The organism is Rhodococcus sp. IEGM 27 (assembly GCF_033142305.1).
In the GTDB taxonomy this organism is placed as follows: Bacteria; Actinomycetota; Actinomycetes; order Mycobacteriales; family Mycobacteriaceae; genus Rhodococcus_F; species Rhodococcus_F oxybenzonivorans.
Window position 1 is genome coordinate 1,325,748 of the sequence record NZ_JAWLSG010000001.1, and the last position, 20,779, is coordinate 1,346,526.

Annotated in this window: 20 protein-coding genes; 8 read left to right on the plus strand and 12 right to left on the minus strand. The window is 66.6% G+C overall.

The window, feature by feature from the left end:
• Positions 1-95 precede the first annotated feature (95 nt).
• The gene (locus tag R4P95_RS06195; RefSeq protein ID WP_317743909.1) at positions 96-1,226 is read left to right on the plus strand and encodes a flavin-containing monooxygenase; all 1,131 of its coding nucleotides are present in this window, start codon (positions 96-98) and stop codon (positions 1,224-1,226) included.
• On the opposite strand, the gene R4P95_RS06200 is transcribed toward R4P95_RS06195, so the two are convergent.
• The 6 genes from R4P95_RS06200 to R4P95_RS06225 form a co-directional block, all read right to left on the minus strand.
• Complete coding sequence (locus R4P95_RS06200) at positions 1,177-2,346, minus strand: lipid-transfer protein (protein WP_317743910.1); 1,170 nt, start codon at positions 2,344-2,346, stop codon at positions 1,177-1,179. The two genes, R4P95_RS06195 and R4P95_RS06200, sit on opposite strands and share 50 nt — an antisense overlap.
• Positions 2,343-2,765, minus strand: a complete 423-nt coding sequence (locus R4P95_RS06205) for a MaoC family dehydratase (RefSeq protein ID WP_317743911.1) — start codon at positions 2,763-2,765, stop codon at positions 2,343-2,345. The genes R4P95_RS06200 and R4P95_RS06205 overlap by 4 nt, the downstream gene beginning before the upstream one ends.
• Positions 2,765-3,772 (minus strand): bifunctional MaoC family dehydratase N-terminal/OB-fold nucleic acid binding domain-containing protein, encoded by a 1,008-nt coding sequence (locus tag R4P95_RS06210; RefSeq protein ID WP_317743912.1) that lies wholly within the window; start codon positions 3,770-3,772, stop codon positions 2,765-2,767. The genes R4P95_RS06205 and R4P95_RS06210 overlap by 1 nt, the downstream gene beginning before the upstream one ends.
• Before the next feature lie 14 nt (positions 3,773-3,786).
• Positions 3,787-4,938 (minus strand): acyl-CoA dehydrogenase family protein, encoded by a 1,152-nt coding sequence (locus R4P95_RS06215; protein ID WP_109326545.1) that lies wholly within the window; start codon positions 4,936-4,938, stop codon positions 3,787-3,789.
• Positions 4,923-5,963: an acyl-CoA dehydrogenase family protein gene (locus tag R4P95_RS06220; protein ID WP_317743913.1), complete on the minus strand. Its 1,041-nt coding sequence runs from the start codon at positions 5,961-5,963 to the stop codon at positions 4,923-4,925. Before R4P95_RS06220 ends, R4P95_RS06215 begins: the two co-directional genes overlap by 16 nt.
• Positions 5,964-6,045: 82 nt before the next feature.
• Positions 6,046-8,208, minus strand: a complete 2,163-nt coding sequence (locus R4P95_RS06225; RefSeq protein WP_317743914.1) for an acyl-CoA dehydrogenase — start codon at positions 8,206-8,208, stop codon at positions 6,046-6,048.
• 93 nt (positions 8,209-8,301) lie between these two features.
• Here R4P95_RS06225 and kstR point away from each other — a divergent pair, with 93 nt between their 5' ends.
• Positions 8,302-8,940, plus strand: a complete 639-nt coding sequence (gene kstR / locus R4P95_RS06230; protein ID WP_109326538.1) for a cholesterol catabolism transcriptional regulator KstR — start codon at positions 8,302-8,304, stop codon at positions 8,938-8,940.
• A 68-nt stretch (positions 8,941-9,008) separates the two neighbouring features.
• Complete coding sequence (otsB, locus tag R4P95_RS06235) at positions 9,009-11,549, plus strand: trehalose-phosphatase (protein WP_317743915.1); 2,541 nt, start codon at positions 9,009-9,011, stop codon at positions 11,547-11,549.
• 18 nt (positions 11,550-11,567) lie between these two features.
• Here the strand turns inward: otsB and R4P95_RS06240 are convergent, their stop codons facing one another.
• A complete protein-coding gene (locus R4P95_RS06240) occupies positions 11,568-12,656 on the minus strand; it encodes a substrate-binding domain-containing protein (RefSeq protein ID WP_213574281.1) in 1,089 nt (362 codons plus the stop codon).
• Between the two features lie 138 nt (positions 12,657-12,794).
• Here R4P95_RS06240 and R4P95_RS06245 point away from each other — a divergent pair, with 138 nt between their 5' ends.
• Genes R4P95_RS06245 through R4P95_RS06255 form a run of 3 tightly spaced genes read left to right on the plus strand, consistent with a single transcriptional unit; the run spans position 12,795 to position 15,554 of the window.
• Positions 12,795-13,778, plus strand: a complete 984-nt coding sequence (locus R4P95_RS06245; protein ID WP_317743916.1) for a metal ABC transporter solute-binding protein, Zn/Mn family — start codon at positions 12,795-12,797, stop codon at positions 13,776-13,778.
• Positions 13,779-13,791: 13 nt separating this feature from the next.
• Positions 13,792-14,673 carry a metal ABC transporter ATP-binding protein gene (locus R4P95_RS06250; RefSeq protein ID WP_249354068.1) on the plus strand — a complete coding sequence of 294 codons (882 nt, stop codon included), beginning with the start codon at positions 13,792-13,794 and terminating at the stop codon, positions 14,671-14,673.
• Complete coding sequence (locus tag R4P95_RS06255) at positions 14,670-15,554, plus strand: metal ABC transporter permease (protein ID WP_213574285.1); 885 nt, start codon at positions 14,670-14,672, stop codon at positions 15,552-15,554. The genes R4P95_RS06250 and R4P95_RS06255 overlap by 4 nt, the downstream gene beginning before the upstream one ends.
• Positions 15,555-15,630: 76 nt before the next feature.
• On the opposite strand, the gene R4P95_RS06260 is transcribed toward R4P95_RS06255, so the two are convergent.
• The 4 genes from R4P95_RS06260 to R4P95_RS06275 are packed head-to-tail and all read right to left on the minus strand — an operon-like array spanning position 15,631 to position 18,539.
• Positions 15,631-16,167: a DUF3558 domain-containing protein gene (locus R4P95_RS06260; RefSeq protein ID WP_397517655.1), complete on the minus strand. Its 537-nt coding sequence runs from the start codon at positions 16,165-16,167 to the stop codon at positions 15,631-15,633.
• Positions 16,164-16,577, minus strand: a complete 414-nt coding sequence (locus tag R4P95_RS06265; protein WP_317743918.1) for a hypothetical protein — start codon at positions 16,575-16,577, stop codon at positions 16,164-16,166. Before R4P95_RS06265 ends, R4P95_RS06260 begins: the two co-directional genes overlap by 4 nt.
• A gap of 49 nt (positions 16,578-16,626) precedes the next feature.
• A complete protein-coding gene (locus tag R4P95_RS06270) occupies positions 16,627-17,385 on the minus strand; it encodes an ESX secretion-associated protein EspG (RefSeq protein ID WP_317743919.1) in 759 nt (252 codons plus the stop codon).
• Complete coding sequence (locus R4P95_RS06275; RefSeq protein ID WP_317743920.1) at positions 17,382-18,539, minus strand: hypothetical protein; 1,158 nt, start codon at positions 18,537-18,539, stop codon at positions 17,382-17,384. The genes R4P95_RS06270 and R4P95_RS06275 overlap by 4 nt, the downstream gene beginning before the upstream one ends.
• A gap of 128 nt (positions 18,540-18,667) precedes the next feature.
• Here R4P95_RS06275 and R4P95_RS06280 point away from each other — a divergent pair, with 128 nt between their 5' ends.
• On the plus strand, positions 18,668-19,426 hold the full coding sequence (locus tag R4P95_RS06280; protein WP_317743921.1) for a 5-oxoprolinase subunit PxpA: 759 nt from the start codon (positions 18,668-18,670) through the stop codon (positions 19,424-19,426).
• Positions 19,426-20,046, plus strand: a complete 621-nt coding sequence (gene pxpB / locus R4P95_RS06285; protein ID WP_317743923.1) for a 5-oxoprolinase subunit PxpB — start codon at positions 19,426-19,428, stop codon at positions 20,044-20,046. Before R4P95_RS06280 ends, pxpB begins: the two co-directional genes overlap by 1 nt.
• A 67-nt stretch (positions 20,047-20,113) precedes the next feature.
• Here the strand turns inward: pxpB and R4P95_RS06290 are convergent.
• Positions 20,114-20,779: integrase core domain-containing protein (locus tag R4P95_RS06290; protein ID WP_317743924.1), on the minus strand; the 666-nt coding region annotated here is incomplete at its 5' end.

Genomic DNA, 20,779 nt, shown 5'->3' on the forward strand with positions numbered 1-20,779 from the left:
GGAGAATTCTGCATCATTCTCCCGAAGCCCCCCGGCCGGGTGCGGTCATAGCGTCGTAGCTGACGATTTCCACCCTCGACGAAGAGGCAATGACCATGACTACAGAACAGTTCGACACGATCGTGATCGGCGCTGGGCAGGCCGGTCTCGCGACCGGATACCACCTCGCCAGGCTCGAGCAGCGGTTCGTCATTCTCGACGCCCACGACCGGGTGGGTGACGTATGGCGGGAGCGGTTCGACTCGCTCCGTCTCTACAGCCCAGCCAAATACGACGGCTTGCCCGGTTGGGGCATTCCCACACGTTCGTGGACATGGCCCGGCAAAGACGAGGTGGCCGATTACTTCGAGGCGTATGCAGACAGATTCTCCCTCCCCGTTCGCACCGGTGTCACGGTGGACGGACTTTCGCGGGGCGGTGACGGGTACGTCGTCACATCCGGGGCCCAGACTTTCGAGGCCACCAATGTCGTGGTGGCGTCCGGCACCTGGCAGACACCTGTGATCCCGGATCTCGCCGAGCAACTCGACCCCCGGATCAGGCAACTGCACTCCAGCGACTACCGCAACCCCGCCCAGTTGCAGGACGGACCCGTGCTGGTGGTCGGGTGCAGCCACTCCGGCGCGGACATCGCGTTGGAGGTTTCTGCTGCACATCGGACCACGATCTGCGGCCCTGTCCGCGGCGAGTTGCCGTTCGACATCGAGGGACGCGCCGCGCACATCGCGATCCCGATCATGTGGTTCATGGCCAATCACATTCTCACGGAACGTACTCCGATGGGACGGAAGATGCGCCCGCACGTCCGGTCCGGGGGCGGCCCACTCCTACGGGTCAAGCGAGCCGACCTTGCCGATGCCGGGGTGGAACACTTCCCCGCGAAGGTCACGGCCGTGCGCGACGGCAGGCCCGTCCTCGACGACGGATCCGAACTGGACGTCCGAAACATTGTCTGGTGCACGGGTTTCACCAAGGACACCTCGTGGATCCGGATCCCGGTGACCGGCGCCGACGGTTGGCCCGAGCAATCCCGTGGTGTCTCGCCGGACCATCCCGGACTGTACTTCGTGGGTCTCCCGTTCCTCCGGGCGTTCGCCTCGATGCTCACCGGCGGTGTCGGCAGAGACGCCGAGTACGTCGCGAAACACATTGCCCGGCGGAGTAGCAGGCCGATTGTCAGGCCGTCAGCACCAGACCTGACGTCGGGACACCCGTCCCGGCGGTGACGAGCACGTGCTGCACGTCCTTCACCTGGTTCACCGACGTGCCGCGGATCTGCCGGACGCCCTCGGCGATGCCGTTCATCCCGTGGATGTAGGCCTCGCCGAGCTGGCCGCCGTGAGTGTTGAGGGGTAGCCGGCCGCCGATGTCGATGGCGCCGTCGGCGATGAAATCTTTGGCCTCGCCGCGACCGCAGAATCCGAGTTCCTCGAGCTGCATCAATACGTAAGGAGTGAAGTGGTCGTAGAGCACCGCCATATCGATGTCCTGCGGCCCGAGCCCCGCCTGTTCCCACAGCTGCCTGCCCACCAGTGCCATTTCCGGTAGTCCCGCGAGTTCGGGCCGGTAATAGCTGGTCATGATGTACTGGTCGCTGCCGCTCCCCTGCGCTGCTGCCGCGATCACAGCGGGTTTCTGCTTCAAATTCCTGGCTCGCTCGGGCGAGGTGACCACAATCGCGATGCCGCCGTCGGACTCCTGACAGCAGTCGAGGAGGTGCAGGGGTTCGGCGATGAACCGGGAGTTCTGGTGATCCTCGAGGGTGATCGGCTTGCCGTAGAAGAAGGCCTGCGGGTTGTTGGCCGCGTGCTTCCGGTCGGTGACGGCGATCCGGCCGAAGTCGGCACTCGTCGCGCCGTACTCGTGCATGTAGCGCTGGGCCACCATCGCGACGAATGCGGCCGGAGTGGACAGGCCGTGCGGGTACGAGAACGCGTTGTCGGTCCCCGAGGAATTCACCTGCTGCACCAGACCCGAGTTCACCTGGCCGAACCGCATTCCGGAACGCTCGTTGAATGCCCGGTACGCCACCACCACGTCCGCGACCCCGGTGGCCACCGCCATCGCGGCCTGCTGCACGGTCGCACACGCCGCTCCGCCGCCGTAGTGGATGCGGCTGAAGAATTTCAGGTCCAGGATTCCGACCGAACGGGCCACGGCCGCCTCGGTATTGGTGTCCATGGTGAACGAGGTGAGCCCGTCGACGTCGGCCGGTGTCAGGCCGGCATCGTCCAGTGCCGCGAGCACCGCCTCGGCAGCCAACCGCAACTCGCTGCGACCGGAATCCTTCGAGAAATCGGTGGCGCCGATGCCGGCGATGACAGCCTTCCCCGACAACCCCTTCATGCCCCGGCTCCGTTCGTTGTTCCGTTCACCACGATCGTCACCTGCGATGTGATGTGGTTACCGAGCGAGTTCTTGCCGACCACATCGAGGCTGACGACACCGTCGTCGATCGCGGCCACCGTCCCGCTGAGCGTCAAGGTGTCGTAGGCGTACCACGGAACTCCGAGCCGGAGCGCGATCGACTTGATGACGGCGGTCGGACCTGCCCAGTCGGTCACGAATCGCTGCACCAGACCGGTGTCGGTGAGGATGTTCACGAAGATGTCCTTCGACCCTCGCTTCTGCGCCAGATCGCGGTCGTGGTGGACGTCCTGAAAATCGCGGGTGGCGAGCGCGGACGACACCACGAAGGTGGGATCGCCTGCAATCGCGAGCTCCGGCAGGGTGGTGCCGATCGTGACGTCGAGAGTAGAGGTCATCAGTGCTCCTTCGTCGCAGGCTGCCACGCGTACAGGGTCCATGGCGCCCCGCCGGTGTCGTCGTCGCCGGGAAAGTCGAGGTAGATCGCCTCCACGGGCATTCCCACCCTCACCACGGAGGGCTCCACGCCGCGCAGTTCACCCAGCATGCGGACACCCTCCTCGAGTTCGACGAGGGCCACCACGAACGGCAGTGAGCGCCCCGGCACCTTCGGCGCGTGATGAACGACGAAACTGAACACGGTGCCGCGGCCGGAGGCCACGAGGTAGTCCGTCGACTCCGCCTTGTCCTTCCACAGCGCCGGTACCGGCGGATGCTGCAGGGAACCGTCCGCCCGCTTCTGGATACGCAATTCGTGCGCGGCGACACCGTCCCAGAAGAATTGGGTATCCTGAGATGCGCTGGGCCGCATCATCCTCGACGGGTCCAGGTCGTCGAAGGACGCGCCCTGACCGTTCACCGAAGGTGCCACCGGTTCAGCGGGTTCCGGGGCGAACTTCAGGATGCGGAAAAGCATCTCGGCGACCAGCTCGTCGGCGCCCTCGTCGTCCGCGACTGTCCACCGGCTACGGGTGGTGAAGAACCACCCCTCGCCGAGGCCGGTCTTCTTCGGTCCCACGACGTCTTCGAGGGTCGTGGAGATGGTGACCTTCTCGCCGAGCCGCAGGTAGCGGTGGTAGGTCTGATCGCAGTTGGTGGCGACGACGGACGTGTACCCGGCCTCGTCGAGGATGGTCGTCATGCGGCCCAGCGGGTCGTCGGGCTGGCGTTCGGCGTGCAGCCCCTGCATGGTCCATACCTGAGCCATCGCCGGTGGGGCGACGATACCGTCGTGGCCTGCTGCCCGCGCGGCGTCCTCGTCGACGTAAATGGGGTTCCGGTCGCCGATCGCCTCTACCCAGTTGCGAATCATCGGAAGGTTGATCGGGTCCCGCCCGGGCCGCGGTGCGCTGGGACCGGCGGATCGGACCTTCTCTGCTGCAGCGAGGATCTGTTCGGCACTCATGATGCGCGGCGCTCCTATCGCGGTACTCGGGGAAGCTTCAGGCCTGCCGTCGCGATCAGTTCGCGCATCACCTCGTTGACTCCCCCACCGAAAGTGATGACCAGGTTTCGCTTCGTCTGCATGTCGAGCCAGGTCATCAGGTGGGCCGTATCCGGGTCGGACGGGTCACCGTAGCGTCCGATGATCTCCTCCACGAGCCTTCCGATGCGCTGGATCCGCTCGGTGGCAAACACTTTCGTTGCCGAAGCGTCGGCAATGTCGATCGCCTCCGCGTCACTCGAGGCGACCTGCCAGTTGAGCAGTTCGTTCAGCCGATACGTTGCGTGGATCTCTCCGAGCGCACGCCGCACGTCGGGCTCGGCGAGCAGACCGTGGGCGACCACCCAGTCGCGAATGCGGTCGTAGAGGCCACCCACGCGGCCCGCCGGCCCAAGCATGACCCGCTCGTGGTTGAGCTGGGTCGTGATCAGTCGCCACCCCTGGTTCTCCTCACCCACAAGCATATTCACCGGTACTCGAACATCGGAGTAGTAGGTGGCGTTGACGTGATGGGCTCCGTCGCAGGTGATGATCGGTGTCCAGCTGTAGCCCGGATCTTTCGTGTCCATGATCAGGATCGAGATCCCACGGTGACGCGAATCCGCCGAACCCGTCCGGACGGCGAGCCACAGGTAGTCGGCGTCGTGGCCGCCCGTGGTGAAAATCTTCTGGCCGTTCACGATGTATTCGTCGCCCACCCGGACGGCCGTGGTCCGCAGTGCCGCGAGGTCGGTCCCGGCCTCGGGTTCGGTATAGCCGATCGCGAAATGCACCTCGCCGGCGAGGATTGCCGGGAGGAACTTGCGTTTCTGCTCGTCCGTTCCGTATTTCTGGAGGGTCGGGCCCACCGTTTGCAAGGTGACCGCCGGAAGTGGAATGTCTGCGCGCGTCGCCTCGTTCACGAAAATCTGCTGTTCGATCTCGCCGAATCCGCGGCCGCCGAATTCCACCGGCCAGCCCACGCCGAGCCAGCCGTCCTTGCCCATCCGCCGGATCACCTCACGGTAGGTGGGCCCGTGCCGTTCGGTGCGCATGATCTCGGCCTCGGCAGGCGTGACGAGGCCCGAGAAGTAACGCCGTAGTTCCGCTTGCAACTCGCGCTGCTCGTCGGTCAGATCGATGAACACCGGGCCCCCACGAGGTCGAGTCGGTACGAGGCGCCGCCGACGAGGCGCGCCAGATCTTTGGCAGTCGAGTAGTAGCGGTGCAGCGGATAGGTGACGTCGACGCCGATTCCGCCGTGGAGGTGGTGCAGCACCTGCATGGCTGCGGGAACCTCCGCGGCGATCCAGTACGCCATCACATCGAGGTCGTCCTGAGCGTCGAGCCCCTGCGACACCCGCCACGATGCCGACAGTGCGGACACGTGCAAGGTGCGGGAGGTGACATAGACGTCGGCGATCTGCTGGGCGACCGCCTGAAACGTCGCCAGCGGCTTGCCGAACTGATGCCGGGTGGCGAGATGCTCGCCCGCCAGAAGTGTTGCTCCCGAGAGCAACCCGTCGGCCACGGCACCGATGGAGGCGAGGGCGATCCGATAGAGCTGCTGGACCGCTTCCGGTCCACCGGCGAGGAGTTCACCCCGCGCTCCGTCGAAGGTGACAGCAAATTCGGGACTGCCGGACGACGAGGGTGCGGGAGTCAGCGACACCCCGTCCGACCCCGGCGGCACCAACACGACGCCGGCGTCGGTCGGCACGAGGATGCGGTGAGCACCGTCCGCATAGGGGACGGCCACGACGCGTCCGGTGACGAGGTAGTCGCTCCCCTCCGCCACCGCGGTCACCGACGGCGGCGCCGGGAACGGCCTCCCGGGCTCGGCGAGCGCCGCGGTGAAGGTTCGTCCGTCCGCGAGCCCGCTCAGCAACTCGTCCTGTTGCCTCTCGTCACCGAGCGCAACGAGGGGCAACACCCCGAAGCCCAGCGTCGCGAGGGCGGGGACGACCGCCGCCCTGCGCCCGACCTCGGTGAGCAGCGCACCGACGTCGGTGACCGAGAGGCCCTCCCCACCGAGATGTTCGGGTAACGCGAGTGTGAGCAGGTCGGCCTCGGCAAAGGCGCGCCACAGATCGTCGCCCTCGAGGTTGCGGTCCAGAAGTCCCCTCGCAACCTGGGCGATCGCCTCCTGAGTCTCGTCTCGGGTGAAGTCCACCTGGCATTCCCACTTTCGATTTAGAACGTGTTCTAGTTGTATCACCATCGCGGAACTCGCGAAAGGCCATCGCGGGAGGCGCTCAGGATCGGGGCAGTCCGAGAATGCGTTCCGCCGCGACGGTCAGAAGAATCTGCGTCGTGCCGCCGGCGATGGACAAGCATCGTGTGTTGAGAAACTCACGCGAGAGGGGACCTTCCACCCAGCCGTCGACGCCGCCGAGTTCCATCGCGAATTCCGCCACTTCCTGGCGCTGGCGCACACCCACCAGCTTGCGCACACTCGACTCCGCTCCAGGATCCTGGCCGTCGAGCTGCCGAAGGGTGGTGCGCAGTTCGAGCACAGACCCGACGAGCGCGCCTGCGATCAATCGGCCGAGCCGATCGTCCGTCACCGGATCGTCTTCACCTGCGAGTGTCAGCAGCTCTTCCATTGCCGCGCCCAGCGACGACCCACCGCCCATCGCGACTCGCTCATTGGCCAGGGTGGTGCGGGCCAGCTTCCAGCCGTCACCGAGATTGCCGACCACGAGATCGTCGGGCACGAACACGTCTTCCAGATAGACCTCGTTGAACAGGGCGTCGCCGGTGATCTCGCGAAGCGGTGAAACCGTGATTCCCGGGCTTGTCATATCGACGAGAAAGTAGGTGATGCCCTTGTGTTTCGGCGCATCCCGGTCGGTGCGGGCGAGGCAGATCGCCCAGTCCGCCTCGTGAGCCCGCGAGGTCCACACCTTCTGACCCGACAGTGTCCATCCGCCGTCGACCTTCACGGCGGACGTGCGCAGGGCCGCGAGGTCGGAACCGGCCCCCGGCTCACTGAACAGCTGGCACCAGATGATGTCGCCGCGCAGAGTGGGCATCGCGAAACGCTCGATCTGCTCCGGACTTCCGTGCTCGAGAATGGTGGGCACCGCCCACCACCCGATAACCAGGTCCGGCCGTGCCACACCGACTGCGGCCAGCTCCTGCTCGATGAGGATCTGTTCGGCGGCCCGCGCGCCCCGCCCGTACGGTTCGGGCCAGTGCGGCGCGAGATAGCCCGACTCTGCGAGTGCGGCGCGACGCTCGGAGTCGGGCAGCGCGACCAGTTCCGTCACCTCGGCTCGGATTCGGGCCCGCTCGTCGGCGAGTTCCGAGAGATCGAGGGACAGGTGTCTGCGGGCGCCGCCGCGGGTGAGTTCGGCCACCCTCGCGCGCCACCTCGTCGAGCCACCCAGCAACTGTCGCAGCGACGTCGCCCGGCGCAGATAGAAGTGGGCGTCGTGTTCCCAGGTGAAGCCGATCCCGCCGAGCACCTGGATGCAGTCCTTGGCGGTCTCCACCGCGGCGTCGAGTGTGACCGCCGCAGCGACGGCGGCGGCGATGGGCAGTTCACCGCCGTCTGCGTCCCACGCGTCTTCGGCCGCCACCGCGGCGTCCCAGGCCGCGGCACTCGACGCTTCGACGCGGCACAGCATCTCGGCGCACAGATGCTTGATCGCCTGGAACGAGCCGATGGGCTTACCGAACTGCTCGCGAATCTTGGCGTAGTCCACCGCGGTGCGCAGGCACCAGCGCGCGACCCCCGATGCCTCCGCCGCAGCCAGTGTGGCCGCGAGATCCCGGACCAGCCCCTCCCGCAGCCCGGTGATCACGCGGTCCGGTGCAACGGCAACGTCTGTGCACCGGATGCGTGCGAGCGGCCGGCTCGTGTCGATCGTGTCGGCGGGAGCCACCTCGAGTCCGGCGGACTCGCCGTCGACCAGGCACCACACGACGCCGTCACCGGCGTCGGCCGCCAGCAACACCGACATTCCCGAGCCCGCGCCGATCGCGAAACCGGCGTCTCCGGTGATCACCAGCCCCCCGTCGTCGGCGAGGGTGGCGTTCACCGGCGGACTGCCGAGAGCGACCGCGCACGGAATCTTCCCGTCGGCGAGATTTTCGGACCAGGTCTTCGCAGCAGCGCCGGTGCTGCGCCCGACGACCAGTGCCGCCAGCGCGGTAGGCAGAACAGGACCCGGGACGAGTTCAGTTGCAGCCTGCTCGATCATCGCGGCGAGGTCGACGATCTCCGCACCCGAGCCACCGACCGCCTCGGGTACGGCAACGGAGAAGATCCCGAGCGACGCGAAGGACGACCAGGACGTGCGCCACGAATCCGCTGGTCCCTGGCGTACTGTGACGAGCGGGTCCGTGGACCGCGCCCACGCCTGGATCGAACCCGCTGCAGCCCTCTGTTCCTCGGTGGTGGCGATAGTCACAACGGGTTTCCGCCTCTCCTGAATGACACATTCGTCTAGAACGTGTTCTAATATGTCACCTGGCCATGAGTCAAGGCGCGAAGGAAAACACGTATGACGACCAGCTCTCGATCCCGACCCACGACAGTCGCTGCGGCGACGCTGGGCGAGGACGATCTCAGTTCCAACGCGCAGAAGGAACGGCGCAAGCGGATCCTCGACGCCACCCTGGCCCTGGCCTCCAAGGGCGGATACGAAGCCGTGCAGATGCGCGCGGTCGCGGAACGTGCGGACGTTGCGGTCGGGACCCTGTACCGCTACTTCCCGTCCAAGGTGCACCTGCTGGTGTCGGCGCTGGCGCGCGAGTTCGAGCGCATCGATTCGCGGGGCAAGAATCCGCCGGGCAGCAATCCCCTCGAGCGCATGCAGCTCATCCTCAGCCAGATCACTCGCGCCATGCAGCGTGACCCGCTGCTGACCGAGGCGATGACCCGGGCGTTCATGTTCGCCGACGCCTCCGCCGCCGCCGAGGTCGATCAGGTGGGCAAGCTCATGGACCGGCTGTTCGCGCGGGCCATGACCGACACCGAGCCCACCGAGGACCAGCTTGCCGTCGCTCGCGTGATTTCCGACGTCTGGTTGTCGAATCTGGTGGCCTGGCTCACACGCCGTTCCTCAGCCACCGATGTGGCGAATCGGCTGGAACTCACCGTCGAACTGCTCCTCGGTGACGGAAGCCGCAGACCTGAATAAGGGACGAACCGCGCACATCCGGAAGCGACAATGCGCTCTCCGCCGCTGCATCACCTAGATTTGAACGCGTGAGCGCTCAAGATCTGCCCATCGAACTCCGCCGTGCCCTCTCCCGGGTCGCGAGGACGCCTCGTCTCCTCGTGGCCTCCGACTACGACGGCACGATGGCCCCCATCGTGTCCGACCCCGAAAGAGCATTTCCGCACGCCGAATCGGTGCGAGCCCTCCGCGGTCTCGCCGGCCTGGCAGGAACGACGGCGGCCGTCATCTCGGGTCGGGCGCTGAAGGATCTCGCGGCGCTGTCCCGCCTGCCCGCCGAGGTTCAGCTCGTCGGCAGTCATGGATCGGAATTCGATATCGGATTCATCCACGCCATCGACGCCGACGCGCGCCAACTGCTCGCTGAGATCACCGAGGATCTGCGCCAGATCTCCCAACTGCATCCCGGCACCGGGGTGGAGACCAAGCCCGCCAGCGTGGCACTGCACGTCCGCAATGCCGACCCCGAGCACGGCGAGAAGGCCCTGGCCGCCGTCCGCGCCGACGCCGCGCAGCGCGTGGGCGTGCAGGTGACCGAAGGCAAGTCGGTGATCGAACTCGCCGTGGTCGCCACCGACAAGGGTCACGCCCTCGACCTGATCCGCCATCAGGAAGGTGCCACCGCCGCCGTCTTCGTGGGCGACGACGTCACCGACGAGAAAGCGTTCTCGCGACTGCAGGGCCCGGACGTCGGCGTCAAGGTCGGGTCGGGCGACAGCCTCGCCGAGTTCCGGGTAGACACCACCGAAGAGGTCGCGACCGCCCTCGCGTTCCTGCTCGAGGAGCGTCGCACCTGGCTGTCGGGCGCGCATGCCCCACCGATCGAGCGGCTCACCATGCTCGCCAGCCCACGGACCGTCGCCCTCGTCACTCCGGATGCGACCCTCACCTGGCTGTGCCACCCCGAACCCGACTCCGCCTCCGTTTTCGCGCATTTGCTCGGCGGACCGGAAGCCGGCCACTTCAGTGTCGGCCCGCACCGCAGCGCCCTGCCGCTGAGCCAGCGCTACGTCGACAGCACCATGACCGTGCAGACACGGTGGGCCAGCCTCTCGGTCACCGACTACCTGCCGCACGACGTGTGTCCCGGTCGCACCGATCTGACCCGGGTGATCAGCGGGCAGGCCGCCGCGGTCGTCACATTCGCACCGCGGCCCGAGTTCGGCCAGGGTCAGGTAATCCTCGAGGCGGTCGCCGAAGGATTGCGCGTGCACGGCACCAACGAGCCGATCGTCCTGCGCTCGCCGGGCGTGCGGTGGAACGTGACCTCCGACGGCAATCAGCAGACGGCCCACGCCGTCGTCGACCCGTCCGAAGGTGACGTCGTTCTGGAACTGCGGTGTGGCACCGAGGACATCGGCCCGTCGCACACACCGGAAGAAGAACGCCGCGCCGCATCGGAGGCGTACTGGTCGGACTGGGCGAAGGGGCTGACCCTGCCCACACTGAAGCCCGACCTGATGAAGCGCTCGGCGCTGACCCTGCGCGGTCTGGTCCACGTCGATTCGGGATCCATCATGGCCGCGGCCACCACCTCGTTGCCGGAGGAAGTCGGCGGCGTCCGCAACTGGGACTACCGCTACTGCTGGCTCCGCGACGCCGCGCTCACCGCGTCCGCACTGGTCAGCCTCGGCTCGCTGAGCGAAGCCGAGGGTTTCCTGGACTGGGTGCACGACGTGCTGGAGACCATTCCCGGCCCCGAGCGTCTGCATCCGCTCTACACCCTCCACGGCACCGGACTTCCTCCCGAGGCCGTGATCGACTCACTGCCCGGGTATGCCGGGTCGCGTCCGGTGCGCATCGGCAACGCAGCCAATCAGCAGGTCCAGCTCGACGTGTTCGGTCCTATCGTCGAATTGATCGCCGATCTGTCGCGTGCCCGCGAGAAGCAGGGCGTCGCGGTGGCGTTGAACGATCGCGACTGGGAGCTGGTGTGTGCGATGGTCGCGGCCGTCGAGCGCCGATGGTTCGAACCGGACCACGGCATCTGGGAGATCCGCGACAACCCGCGCCATCACGTGTACTCGAAGGTGATGGGCTGGGTGACCGTCGACCGGGCGGTGGCGCTGGCGAAGCACTTCGGCCGCCCCATCGAACCGGGGTGGACGCCGTTGCGGGACAAGATCGCGGACGAGGTGCGCGAGAAGGGGTGGAAGGACGAGGTCCGCTCGTACACGGCCGCCTACGACGGCACCGACCTCGATGCCGCCACACTGCACATCGGGCTCTCCGGGCTGATCGACCCGCACGACGAGCGGTTCGCCGCCACCGTCACGGCCACGGAAGCGGAACTGCGCAGCGGTTCGACGGTGTACCGGTACCACCACGACGACGGCTTGCCGGGCACCGAGGGCGGGTTCCATCTCTGCGCGGCCTGGCTGGTGGAGGCCTACCTGCTGATCGGTCAGCGATCACAGGCGGAGGCCTTGTTCGCGCAGCTCGTCGACGTGGCGGGACCGACCGGGCTTCTCAGCGAGGAGTACGACCCCGTCGCGGAACGCTCGCTCGGCAACCACCCGCAGGCGTACAGCCACCTCGGTCTGCTCCGCTGCGCACAGCTGTTGGCGTGAGCAGGCCGTAGGGCCGCCTCAGCGAGGTGCGGGGCCGGCGGTGGATCCGCGCGACAGCTCGGTGTCGAGCATTTCGACCGTTGCGACGCCGGAGTGCGACGGAGACATCAGCAGGGCGCCGGCACGCCGGCCCTTGTCCTCCTGAGGCTGCCGCACGGTGGTGATTCCCTCGCGGAGCGCTTCGCCGACGCCGTCGAACCCGGTGATCGACAGTTGGCCGGGAACGTCGATTCCTTGCCAGCGCGCCCAGTCCACGGCGCCGAGCGCCAGCACGTCGGTGGTGCAGACGAGGGCGGTGATGTTCGGATTCGCGCCGAGCGCTTGGGCGGCGGCCGCGTGACCGGATCGTCCGGTGTGCTCGAAACGCTCGACCACGGTGAGCGACTCCGGGTTCAGGCCCGCATCGGACATCGCGTCACGAACTCCACCGATGCGCTCGCGCTGAACATGGAAATTCGGCGAGCGCAACCGTTCCGCGTCGGCGATCCCATCCGAGCGGTCGCGGCCCAACCGCATGCTGAGAACCCCGAAGTCGCGGTGCCCGAGCCCGATGAGGTAGTCGGTGAGCGCCCGCATCGCGGCCCGATCGTCGATTCCCACGAGTGATGCTCCAGGTATCTCCCGGGGCTGATCGCAGATGACGACGGGAAGGTGCCTCTCGCACACCGCCGCAAGGTACGGATCGTCGTCCGCCACCGAGTAGACGACGAACCCGTCGACACCGGCCTGCTGCACGACGGCCGCGGCGTCGGCGTCGTCACGCCCCGGCCCGGCCGGGATCAGAAGCAGGCCCTGTCCCGCCGACTCACACGACTCGGCGAGCCCGGACAGGAAGCTCATCGCCGCCGGGTCACGGAAGGAATAGCTGAGCGCCTCGGTCAGCAGGAGCCCCACAGCACCCGCCTTACGTGTGCGCAATGAACGAGCCACCGGATCCGGCCCCGGATAGCCACGGCGTTTCGCGGCTTGCAGTACCCGGTCGCGGAGTTCCGCGGAAAGTTGGTCGGGCCTGTTGTAGGCGTTGGACACCGTCGTGCGGGAGATATTGAGCTCGGCCGCGAGCGACGCCAGCGTGGCTTGGCGGCGCGGCTGTCGAGACCTGGGCATAGGGGGACGTTAGTACCCGAAGTGTTCGACGGTTCGGCGGGGCTCGGCCGAAAGTGCACTACCAGGGACGTATCCGCTAAAGTGCAACGGTAACGGTTTCCAATAGCATTTAGCTCGTCTTCTGTCAGGAGTTTTTCTGTGCGCGCTTCCTCAGGCTTTCGTGTCGCAACGGCCGCCGTCGGGCTGTCCTTCGCCGCTGCCCTCACCCTCACTGCGTGCAGCTCCGACACGTCGAGCAACGGCGCCTTGACGGTCGTCGCGTCGACGAACGTGTGGGGCAGCGTCGCGCAGGCGGTTGCCGGCGACAAGGTCGAGGTGAGCTCGATCATCACCGAGCCGTCCTCGGATCCGCACTCTTTCGAGGCGAGCCCCACCGACGCCGCCAAGCTCACCGACGCGTCCCTCATCGTCTACAACGGCGGCGGATACGACCACTTCGTCGATGACATCATCAACACCGGCAACGGCGACCAGCTCTCGGTCAACGCATTCGAACTCTTCGGAGCCGGTGCACACGCAGGCGAGCCCGCGCACGAGGGTGAAGAGGCCGGACACGAAGGCGAAGAGGCCGGGCACGAAGGCGACGTCCACGAACACGGCGAGGTGAACGAGCACGTCTGGTACGACGTCGCGACCGTCGACGCGACCGCACATGCCATCGCGGAGAAGCTCGGCCAACTCGACCCCGACAACGCCGACGTCTACACGGCGAACGCCGAAACCTTCCACGGCCGGCTCGCGGAGATCACTGTCGTCACCGACGGCATCGCGGCCGCGCACAAGGACGCGCCGATCGCCCAGACCGAGCCCATCGCGCATTACCTCGTCGAGTCGGCGGAACTGAACGACGTCACCCCCGCCGACTTCACCAGTGCCATCGAGAACGGCAACGATCCCGCACCCGCCGCTATCGCAGCCACGCGCCAGTTGATCACCGACAAGCAGGTGAAGGCGGTCGTCTACAACACCCAGACACAGGACAAGGTCACCGAGGACGTGCGTGCCACCGCGGAGGCCGCAGGCGTCCCCGTCGTCGAGGTAACCGAAACCCTGCCCGAGGGGTTGGACTACATTCAGTGGCAGACCAACACCGCCCAGGCCCTCGCCAAGGCGCTGCAATAGAACTGATCGGCTTGTGACGGAACTCTCTTCGACGAACACCGAACACAGCAGTCGCATCCCCGCAGTCGAACTGACGGGGGCGCGACTGTCTTTCGGCGAACGCACTTTGTGGCAGCATCTCGATCTCACCGTCGAGCCCGGCGAGTTCGTCGCCGTTCTCGGACCCAACGGCTCCGGCAAGACGTCACTGCTCAAGGTGCTGCTCGGGCAGCTGGGCCTCGATTCCGGGACCGCGAGGATCGCGGGATCACCGGCCCGAGCCGGAAACTCGAACGTCGGGTACATCCCGCAGCAGAAGTCGCTCGACGACGGGCTTCCCCTCCGGGGACGTGACCTCGTCGGTCTCGGTGTCGACGGCCACCGGTGGGGAACCGGGCTGCTGCGCCGGGGGCATCGCCGGGAGATCGTGGACGCAGCGATCGCCGAGGTCGGTGCCGAAAGTTACGCCGACGCACCCGTCGGTTCGCTGTCCGGCGGCGAGCAGCAGCGGTTGCGGATCGCTCAGGCACTCGTCGGAGATCCGCAGATACTGCTGTGCGACGAACCTCTCCTCAGCTTGGACCTGGCCAATCAGAGTCTCGTGTCGAGCCTCATCGATCGGCGGCGACGCACGCACGACACCGCGGTGTTGTTCGTCACCCACGAGATCAATCCCATTCTGCCGCTGGTCGACCGGGTGCTGTACCTCGTCGACGGCCAATTCCGAATCGGCACACCCGACCAGGTGATGACCTCCGAGGTGCTGTCCGAGCTGTACCGCACCGAAGTCGAGGTCCTGCACGTGCGGGGACGTCTCATCGTGATCGGCACCGGCGACGCCATCGACGCACTCGGCAGCGCCGGCGGACTTCGCCCCGGCGAAGGTGTGCACCACACGTGCGAGGAACACGCATGAGCAACAAGTTCACCGATGCGATGTCGCACCTGTTCGATGTCTCCGCCACCATCGACCTCTTGCAGTACGACTTCGTCCAGCAGGCATTGATCGCCGGCGCCATCCTCGGTTTGCTGGCAGGCGTCATCGGGCCTCTGATCGTGAGCAGGCAGATGTCGTTCGCGGTTCACGGGACCAGCGAGCTGTCGCTGACAGGTGCGTCGGCCGCACTGCTCGTCGGTATCAGTGTGGGTGCAGGCGCCATCGTCGGTTCCGTCGTGGCTGCGATCTTGTTCGGCTTACTCGGAGCGAAGGCACGCGACCGCGACTCGGTGATCGGCGTGATCATGGCCTTCGGTCTCGGACTGTCCGTGCTGTTCATCTGGTCGTACGAAGGCCGTACCGGCACGAGCTTCTCTTTGCTGATCGGTCAGATTGTGGCGCCCGGAAACAGTGGGCTTGCGCTGCTGCTGCTCTGCGCTGTCGTGGTCATCGGGGTTCTGGCCCTCATCTACCGGCCTCTACTGTTCGCCAGCACGGACCCCGACGTCGCCGAGGCGCGCGGGGTGCCGGTGCGTGCACTGTCGATCGTGTTCGCCGTGCTCGTGGGTATCACCGCGGCCCTCGGCGTGCAGATCGTCGGGGCGCTGCTCGTGATGGCTCTGCTCATCACGCCCGCGGCGGCTGCCGCCTTCGTCACGGCGAGCCCGGTGAAAGCGACCATTCTGTCGATCGTCTTCGCGGAACTCGCGGCCGTGGGCGGCATCCTGCTGTCCCTGGCCCCCGGAGTCCCCGTCTCGAGTTTCGTGACGACAATCTCCTTCGTGATTTACCTGATCTGCCGCCTCGGCGGCTCCAGGCGTCGGAAGAACACGGGACGCATCGCCGCGCACACGCACTGAGCCGCCACTCCCCGCGCCTCGACGGCCGAATCAGCCCTCACAGGTCGACAAGTGGCGGCTCAGTACAGGATGCGGCCTACAAATGGTCGGGGAAATACGGCGCCAGCGTCGTCGCCACCTTCGTCGCCTGATCACACGCAGCGTCGACGGTCGTGAAATCCTCCAACTCGCTGTACCCGATCATGAACTCGAGAATCCCCGGCTCGATCGCCACCGACACCGTGCACGCACTCCCACCACGAAAGTCCGACACCAGCGCAGGGCGGCCGCCAATCGTCGTCTCACTCAGGACGGTGAAGCGGTCACTCGACTCGACACTGCTGAAAGTCTCGGCGATGGCGGAGATGACGACGCCCGAATAGGAGTCCGGCGACTGGTACCCGCACCCGTAGACCTGAGGATTGTGCCGTTCGGGCATACGGTCGGGCGGTGATGCATTCAAGCGCGCCGTCACGATAGCTTCCTCGGGGAAGCCATCACACGGATGGAATGAAATGGGAGGATTCGGCGGTTCTGCTGCGTGTCCGTCCACCGACTGGGTACAGCCACTAACGCCCAACGCGATAGCAGTGCCGGCGATCGAAACTGCATTTCGCCACAAACGACCACTCACAGCGTGGTTCCCAAGGATCCGAAGCCCACAGCTGTCGCGTCATCTTGCTCGGTATACCGGGCCAACACCGCTTCGAACATGGACTTCATATCCTTCGCGTAAGACTGGTGCGCTGTAAACAGCCCGACCGCCGTGTTGGAGACGCTGATCTCGCTGCCGCCGACTGCCTTCTCATCGAACTTCCGAGCCAAGACCTTCGCGGACTCGATGTCGTTCTCACCGATTCCCAAATTCGCTGCTCGTAATTCGAATCGGGCGCGGCTAGCGAGTTCGCCCATGCGACGTGCGTGATCATCACACAGCTTGATGCACTGCTCGATGCCGGCGGGGTCGAGTTCGAGCCTGCCGCCCCCGACCACGTTCTCGGTGAAAGCCTTCCATCCGGCTTCCGGTGCGTCCGGACCAGCCATGTTCGTGTCCCCCTTGGTTGTCGTCCCCACCCTGCACGTCGTGGCAAATCTACCAACCGCGGGCGGTCGTCGAGCCTGCTCGCTGGGTGGTACCGACTCGGATCAAGGTGTCGAGCGCCGATACGAGTTCGCGAGGTCCTGCCGGGTTGGCTGCGCCGGGATCGTGTGGGCCGATGGCATAGCGTCCGTCGCCCGCGATGTCGATCCAGTGCAGAACTCCGATGTCCCTGCCGGCGCCGTACCGGGGACCGCGGAAGACGCGGATCTTGCCGCGGCCCGCGTATCCCTTCTGCAGGGCGGTTTCGAGTCGGGCGGGGGCGACCCGATTGACGTCTTGCAAGATTCCTTGTGAGAGGTGGGTGCCGTCGTCGTCGCGCCGCTGGAATCGGCGGCGGCCGGCGGCGTTCGGTGGGATGAGGCCGATCAGCTGGGCGCCCAATTGCCCGGCCAAACCGGTCCCGATCACCACGTCGCCACCGACCTGCGGTGCCCGGCCGGGGAGTTGTGTCGCGATCACCGACCATTGTCGGTGCTGCGCGCCGATGATTCGGATCGGCGCCTCGTCGGCGGTGGAACCGGAGATTTCGACATACACGTCGGGTCCGGCAAGCATCTCCAACGCCGTCCGCACATCGTCGTGCTCTGCTCCCCCGAATGCTTCTCGTATCCGGTTCTGCTCTGCGACATATGCATTGAGCCCGGCGTGCGAGCTGACGATCCGAAACGGGTAGGGCATGCGGTCCTGCCCGGTACCGGACCACAGTGCGTCGAAAAGCTCCGGTCGCAGCTGCCAATTGCGCATGCTCATGCACCGATCACCGGCGGTGACACGAGGGGCAGCTTGCCGATCAACTCGTTGCCGTTGTCGAGTGTGATCAGGTAGTCGGGGGTCTTGTGCTCCTTGTCCTCGCCGGTGCCCCTGGCTCCTCCAGCTCCCCCGCCCATCATTCCGGCGCCCATCGGCCCGGTTCCACGCATACCGGAACCGGCGCGCCCGCCGCCTGTAACCCCCGCGACACCTGGTTTTCCACCGGCTCCCGCGACCGAACCCGATCGTCCACCGCCCGCGCTACTGCCGCCCAGTCCGCCGGACCCGAACCCGAGAGCGCCACCCGAGCCACCGCCGCCCACACCACCTGCTCGCGAGCCACCGCCAGAGGACGAATCGACACTGTGCGGCATACCCGTCCGGCTCTGCGCCTGATCACCCGTCGCGGAGGCCGGGGCCGTCGTGGCCGGTGCTGTGGCCGTTTTCGGCGCGGTTGCCGTGTTCTGCTCAGTGCCATCTGCGGTGGGTGCGCTGTCCGCAGCGGTGGATTCGCCGGCGGGAGCCTCGCCGGAAAGCGGCTGCACTGCGCTCGGCCCACCGATCCGATCGCTCGAATTCGGGGCACTGCCCACGTGGTCGACACCGGGACCGGCCGGGCCCGAGGGGACGTCGACCCTGCTCTCCGGTTTCGTGAACTCGGGAACGGAGCTGTCCGAGGTGGCGAGGCCCGGGTTGTAGACGGTGGCCATCGCGTCCCGCGCTTCACCTTCGCGGCGGTAGACCTCGTCTTCCGTATCGGTATCCCACGGTGTCAGCTTGTCCCAGAGCCCGGTGCCCACCGTCTGAGGCACTCTGCCGCGAAGAGCCGTGACGGTGTCGATGAGCGGAGTCAGCGCGCCCGCAACACCGTGTAGTTGGTCGCGCGCCTCAGGTGCGGAGCCGGCGTAACGCTCCGTCTCGGCGTACGCCGCAGATGCCGCGGCGCCCTGCCAACTCTCGCGGATCTGCTTCTTGACGGCGTCGCTGAAGGCGACGATGGTTTCGCCTGCTGCCGAACCCAATTCGGTCCATGCCCGGGCGACGGCACTGATCTGATTTCCGTCCATGCCGGCGACGGCGTTCGCGATGCGTGCGTGGTCCCATCCGTCGGAGTGAAAATTCTCCGCGTCTTTGATGTACTCCGGATCCGCCACGAGTCCCCTCCCGATCAACGCACTGTCGAACACACTTATTTGTTTCGACGCAGCAGGACCCACATCGGTTCCACCCGCCCCCGCCAGAGAATCTACAAGACGGGGGCGAGAACCCTAGTATCGAATATGTGCCGGCCATCGATCTGAACAGTGATCTCGGCGAGAGTTTCGGGGCGTGGACTCTCGGCGACGACCTCGCGATGTTGAAACTCGTGACCAGTGCGAACGTGGCGTGCGGTTTCCATGCCGGTGACCCCACGACGCTGCTGTCGACGTGCAGATCGGCGGCCGACCTGACCGTGCGTATCGGCGCGCAGGTCGGCTACCGCGATCTCGCCGGCTTCGGACGAAGATTCATCGACGTCACACCACGCGACCTCACCGCCGACGTCGTCTATCAGATCGGCGCCCTCGACGGGCTCGCACAGGTGTGCGGTTCGGCGGTGGCGTATGTGAAACCGCACGGCGCGCTGTACAACGCGATCGTCCATCATCGTGAGCAGGCGCGCGCGGTGGTCGCCGCAATACGTGCCTACGACGACACTCTCCCGGTCCTCGGCCTGCCCGGTTCGGTGTTCTTGAAGGAAGCGGAGGCCGCTGGCCTGCGGACCGTCGCCGAGGCCTTTGCCGACCGTGCCTACACACCCGAGGGCACGCTGGTACCGCGCACGACAGCTGGGTCCGTCCTTCACGATCCGGCGGTCGTTGCCGAGCGGGTACGCCGGTTGGCGCTCGACTCCACACTCGAAGCCGTCGACGGCACCCTGCTGGCGATCGCACCCGAATCCGTCTGCGTACACGGCGACACCCCCGCAGCCGTGGAGATGGCCGCGTCCATCCGGCAGTTGCTCGATGCCGAGGGCATCACAGTGGAACCGTTCGTCTGATGCGGGTACTCGACGTCGGAGATGCTGCGGTCCTCGCCGAGTTCGAAGACCTCGACACCGTCCTCGCCCATTTCCGTGCCCTCGACGAGGCCAGGCCGCCGGGGGTCGGCGAGATCGTTCCGGCCGCCCGCACCATCCTCGTCAGATTCGATCGTGCCGCAACCAGCCGCGACCGCGTCGTCCGATGGTTGCGGACCACCGAACCGCGAACGGGCGCACCCGAGGACACGTCGGAGCACATACAGATCGGCGTCCGCTACGACGGGCCCGACCTCGAGGAGGTGGCCGAGCTGACCGGCCTCGGGGTCGACGGGGTGATCGAGGCGCATACCGGCACACGATGGACGGTGGCCTTCTCGGGGTTCGCGCCGGGATTCGGCTACCTCACCGGAGGTGCGCCGGGATTACACGTTCCGCGGCGATCCACGCCGCGAACATCCGTTCCGGCCGGTGCTGTCGGCCTCGCCGGTGAGTTCACGGGAATCTATCCGCGAAGCTCACCCGGCGGGTGGCAGCTCATCGGCAGCACGGACGAACGCATCTGGGATGCTCAGCGGACTCCCCCAGCGCTCCTGAGGCCCGGCGTCGTTGTGCGCTTCGCGCCCGTGAGTACTTCTTAACCACCCCATGTTTGTGCTGTCTACGTTGATGTGAGACACGGGTGTCTACGTAGATGCGAGACAGATTTTAGACGGGTTGAAGTTGTCCTTGGTAGCGCTTGGTGTGGTCGAGGTGTAGGTGTCCGATCAGGTTGCCGTCGGCGGTGTAGGCGGTGACGTGGTCGTCGTCGCGCAGCAGGGTGATGGTCTGCCCGGCTCTGCGCCGGCCGACGCTCAGGCGGGTGTGGGAGTCGACGCACACGGTGCCGGCGGAGGAGACGATCAGGGCGTGCACGGTGGCGTCGTGTTGGATCGGAAGTGCTTGTGGCCCACCGAGGAGCGGCGCGTTCTGCCAGGCCTGCAGCGGCGGCATCTTGACCGCACTGTGCGGACGGTCGGTGTTGTAGAACCGCTGGTAGGTGTCGCAGAGCTGCTGCAGTTCGATCAGATCGGTCGGTTGAGTGGGGTGAGTGGCCAACCATTGCTTGAAGGTGCGGTGGTGGCGTTCGACCTTCCCGCAGGTCTGCGGGTGATACGGGGTGGAGTGGATCAGCCGGGCCCCGGCCCGCTCCACGACCCGGGTGAAGCCCGAGGTGCCGCCCCTGGTGCGGCGGGAGGTGAACGCGCTGCCGTTGTCGGCGAGCACCAGTGCCGGGACCCCGAAGCCGGTGAACGCAGCGGTGATCGCCGCGATCGCCCCGGCGGCGGTCTCGGCGTCCGCGACCCGGGTGGCGACCAGGGTGCGGGTGCAGTC

Coding starts and splice junctions, on each gene's coding strand:
- R4P95_RS06265 (WP_317743918.1), bottom strand. CDS start 16,577: ATGGCTGGTCCGGACGCACCGGAAGCCGGATGGAAGGCTTTCACCGAG.
- R4P95_RS06270 (WP_317743919.1), bottom strand. CDS start 17,385: ATGAGCATGCGCAATTGGCAGCTGCGACCGGAGCTTTTCGACGCACTG.
- R4P95_RS06240 (WP_213574281.1), bottom strand. CDS start 12,656: ATGCCCAGGTCTCGACAGCCGCGCCGCCAAGCCACGCTGGCGTCGCTC.
- R4P95_RS06200 (WP_317743910.1), bottom strand. CDS start 2,346: ATGAAGGGGTTGTCGGGGAAGGCTGTCATCGCCGGCATCGGCGCCACC.
- R4P95_RS06255 (WP_213574285.1), top strand. CDS start 14,670: ATGAGCAACAAGTTCACCGATGCGATGTCGCACCTGTTCGATGTCTCC.
- R4P95_RS06205 (WP_317743911.1), bottom strand. CDS start 2,765: ATGACCTCTACTCTCGACGTCACGATCGGCACCACCCTGCCGGAGCTC.
- R4P95_RS06210 (WP_317743912.1), bottom strand. CDS start 3,772: ATGAGTGCCGAACAGATCCTCGCTGCAGCAGAGAAGGTCCGATCCGCC.
- pxpB (WP_317743923.1), top strand. CDS start 19,426: ATGCGGGTACTCGACGTCGGAGATGCTGCGGTCCTCGCCGAGTTCGAA.
- kstR (WP_109326538.1), top strand. CDS start 8,302: ATGACGACCAGCTCTCGATCCCGACCCACGACAGTCGCTGCGGCGACG.
- R4P95_RS06195 (WP_317743909.1), top strand. CDS start 96: ATGACTACAGAACAGTTCGACACGATCGTGATCGGCGCTGGGCAGGCC.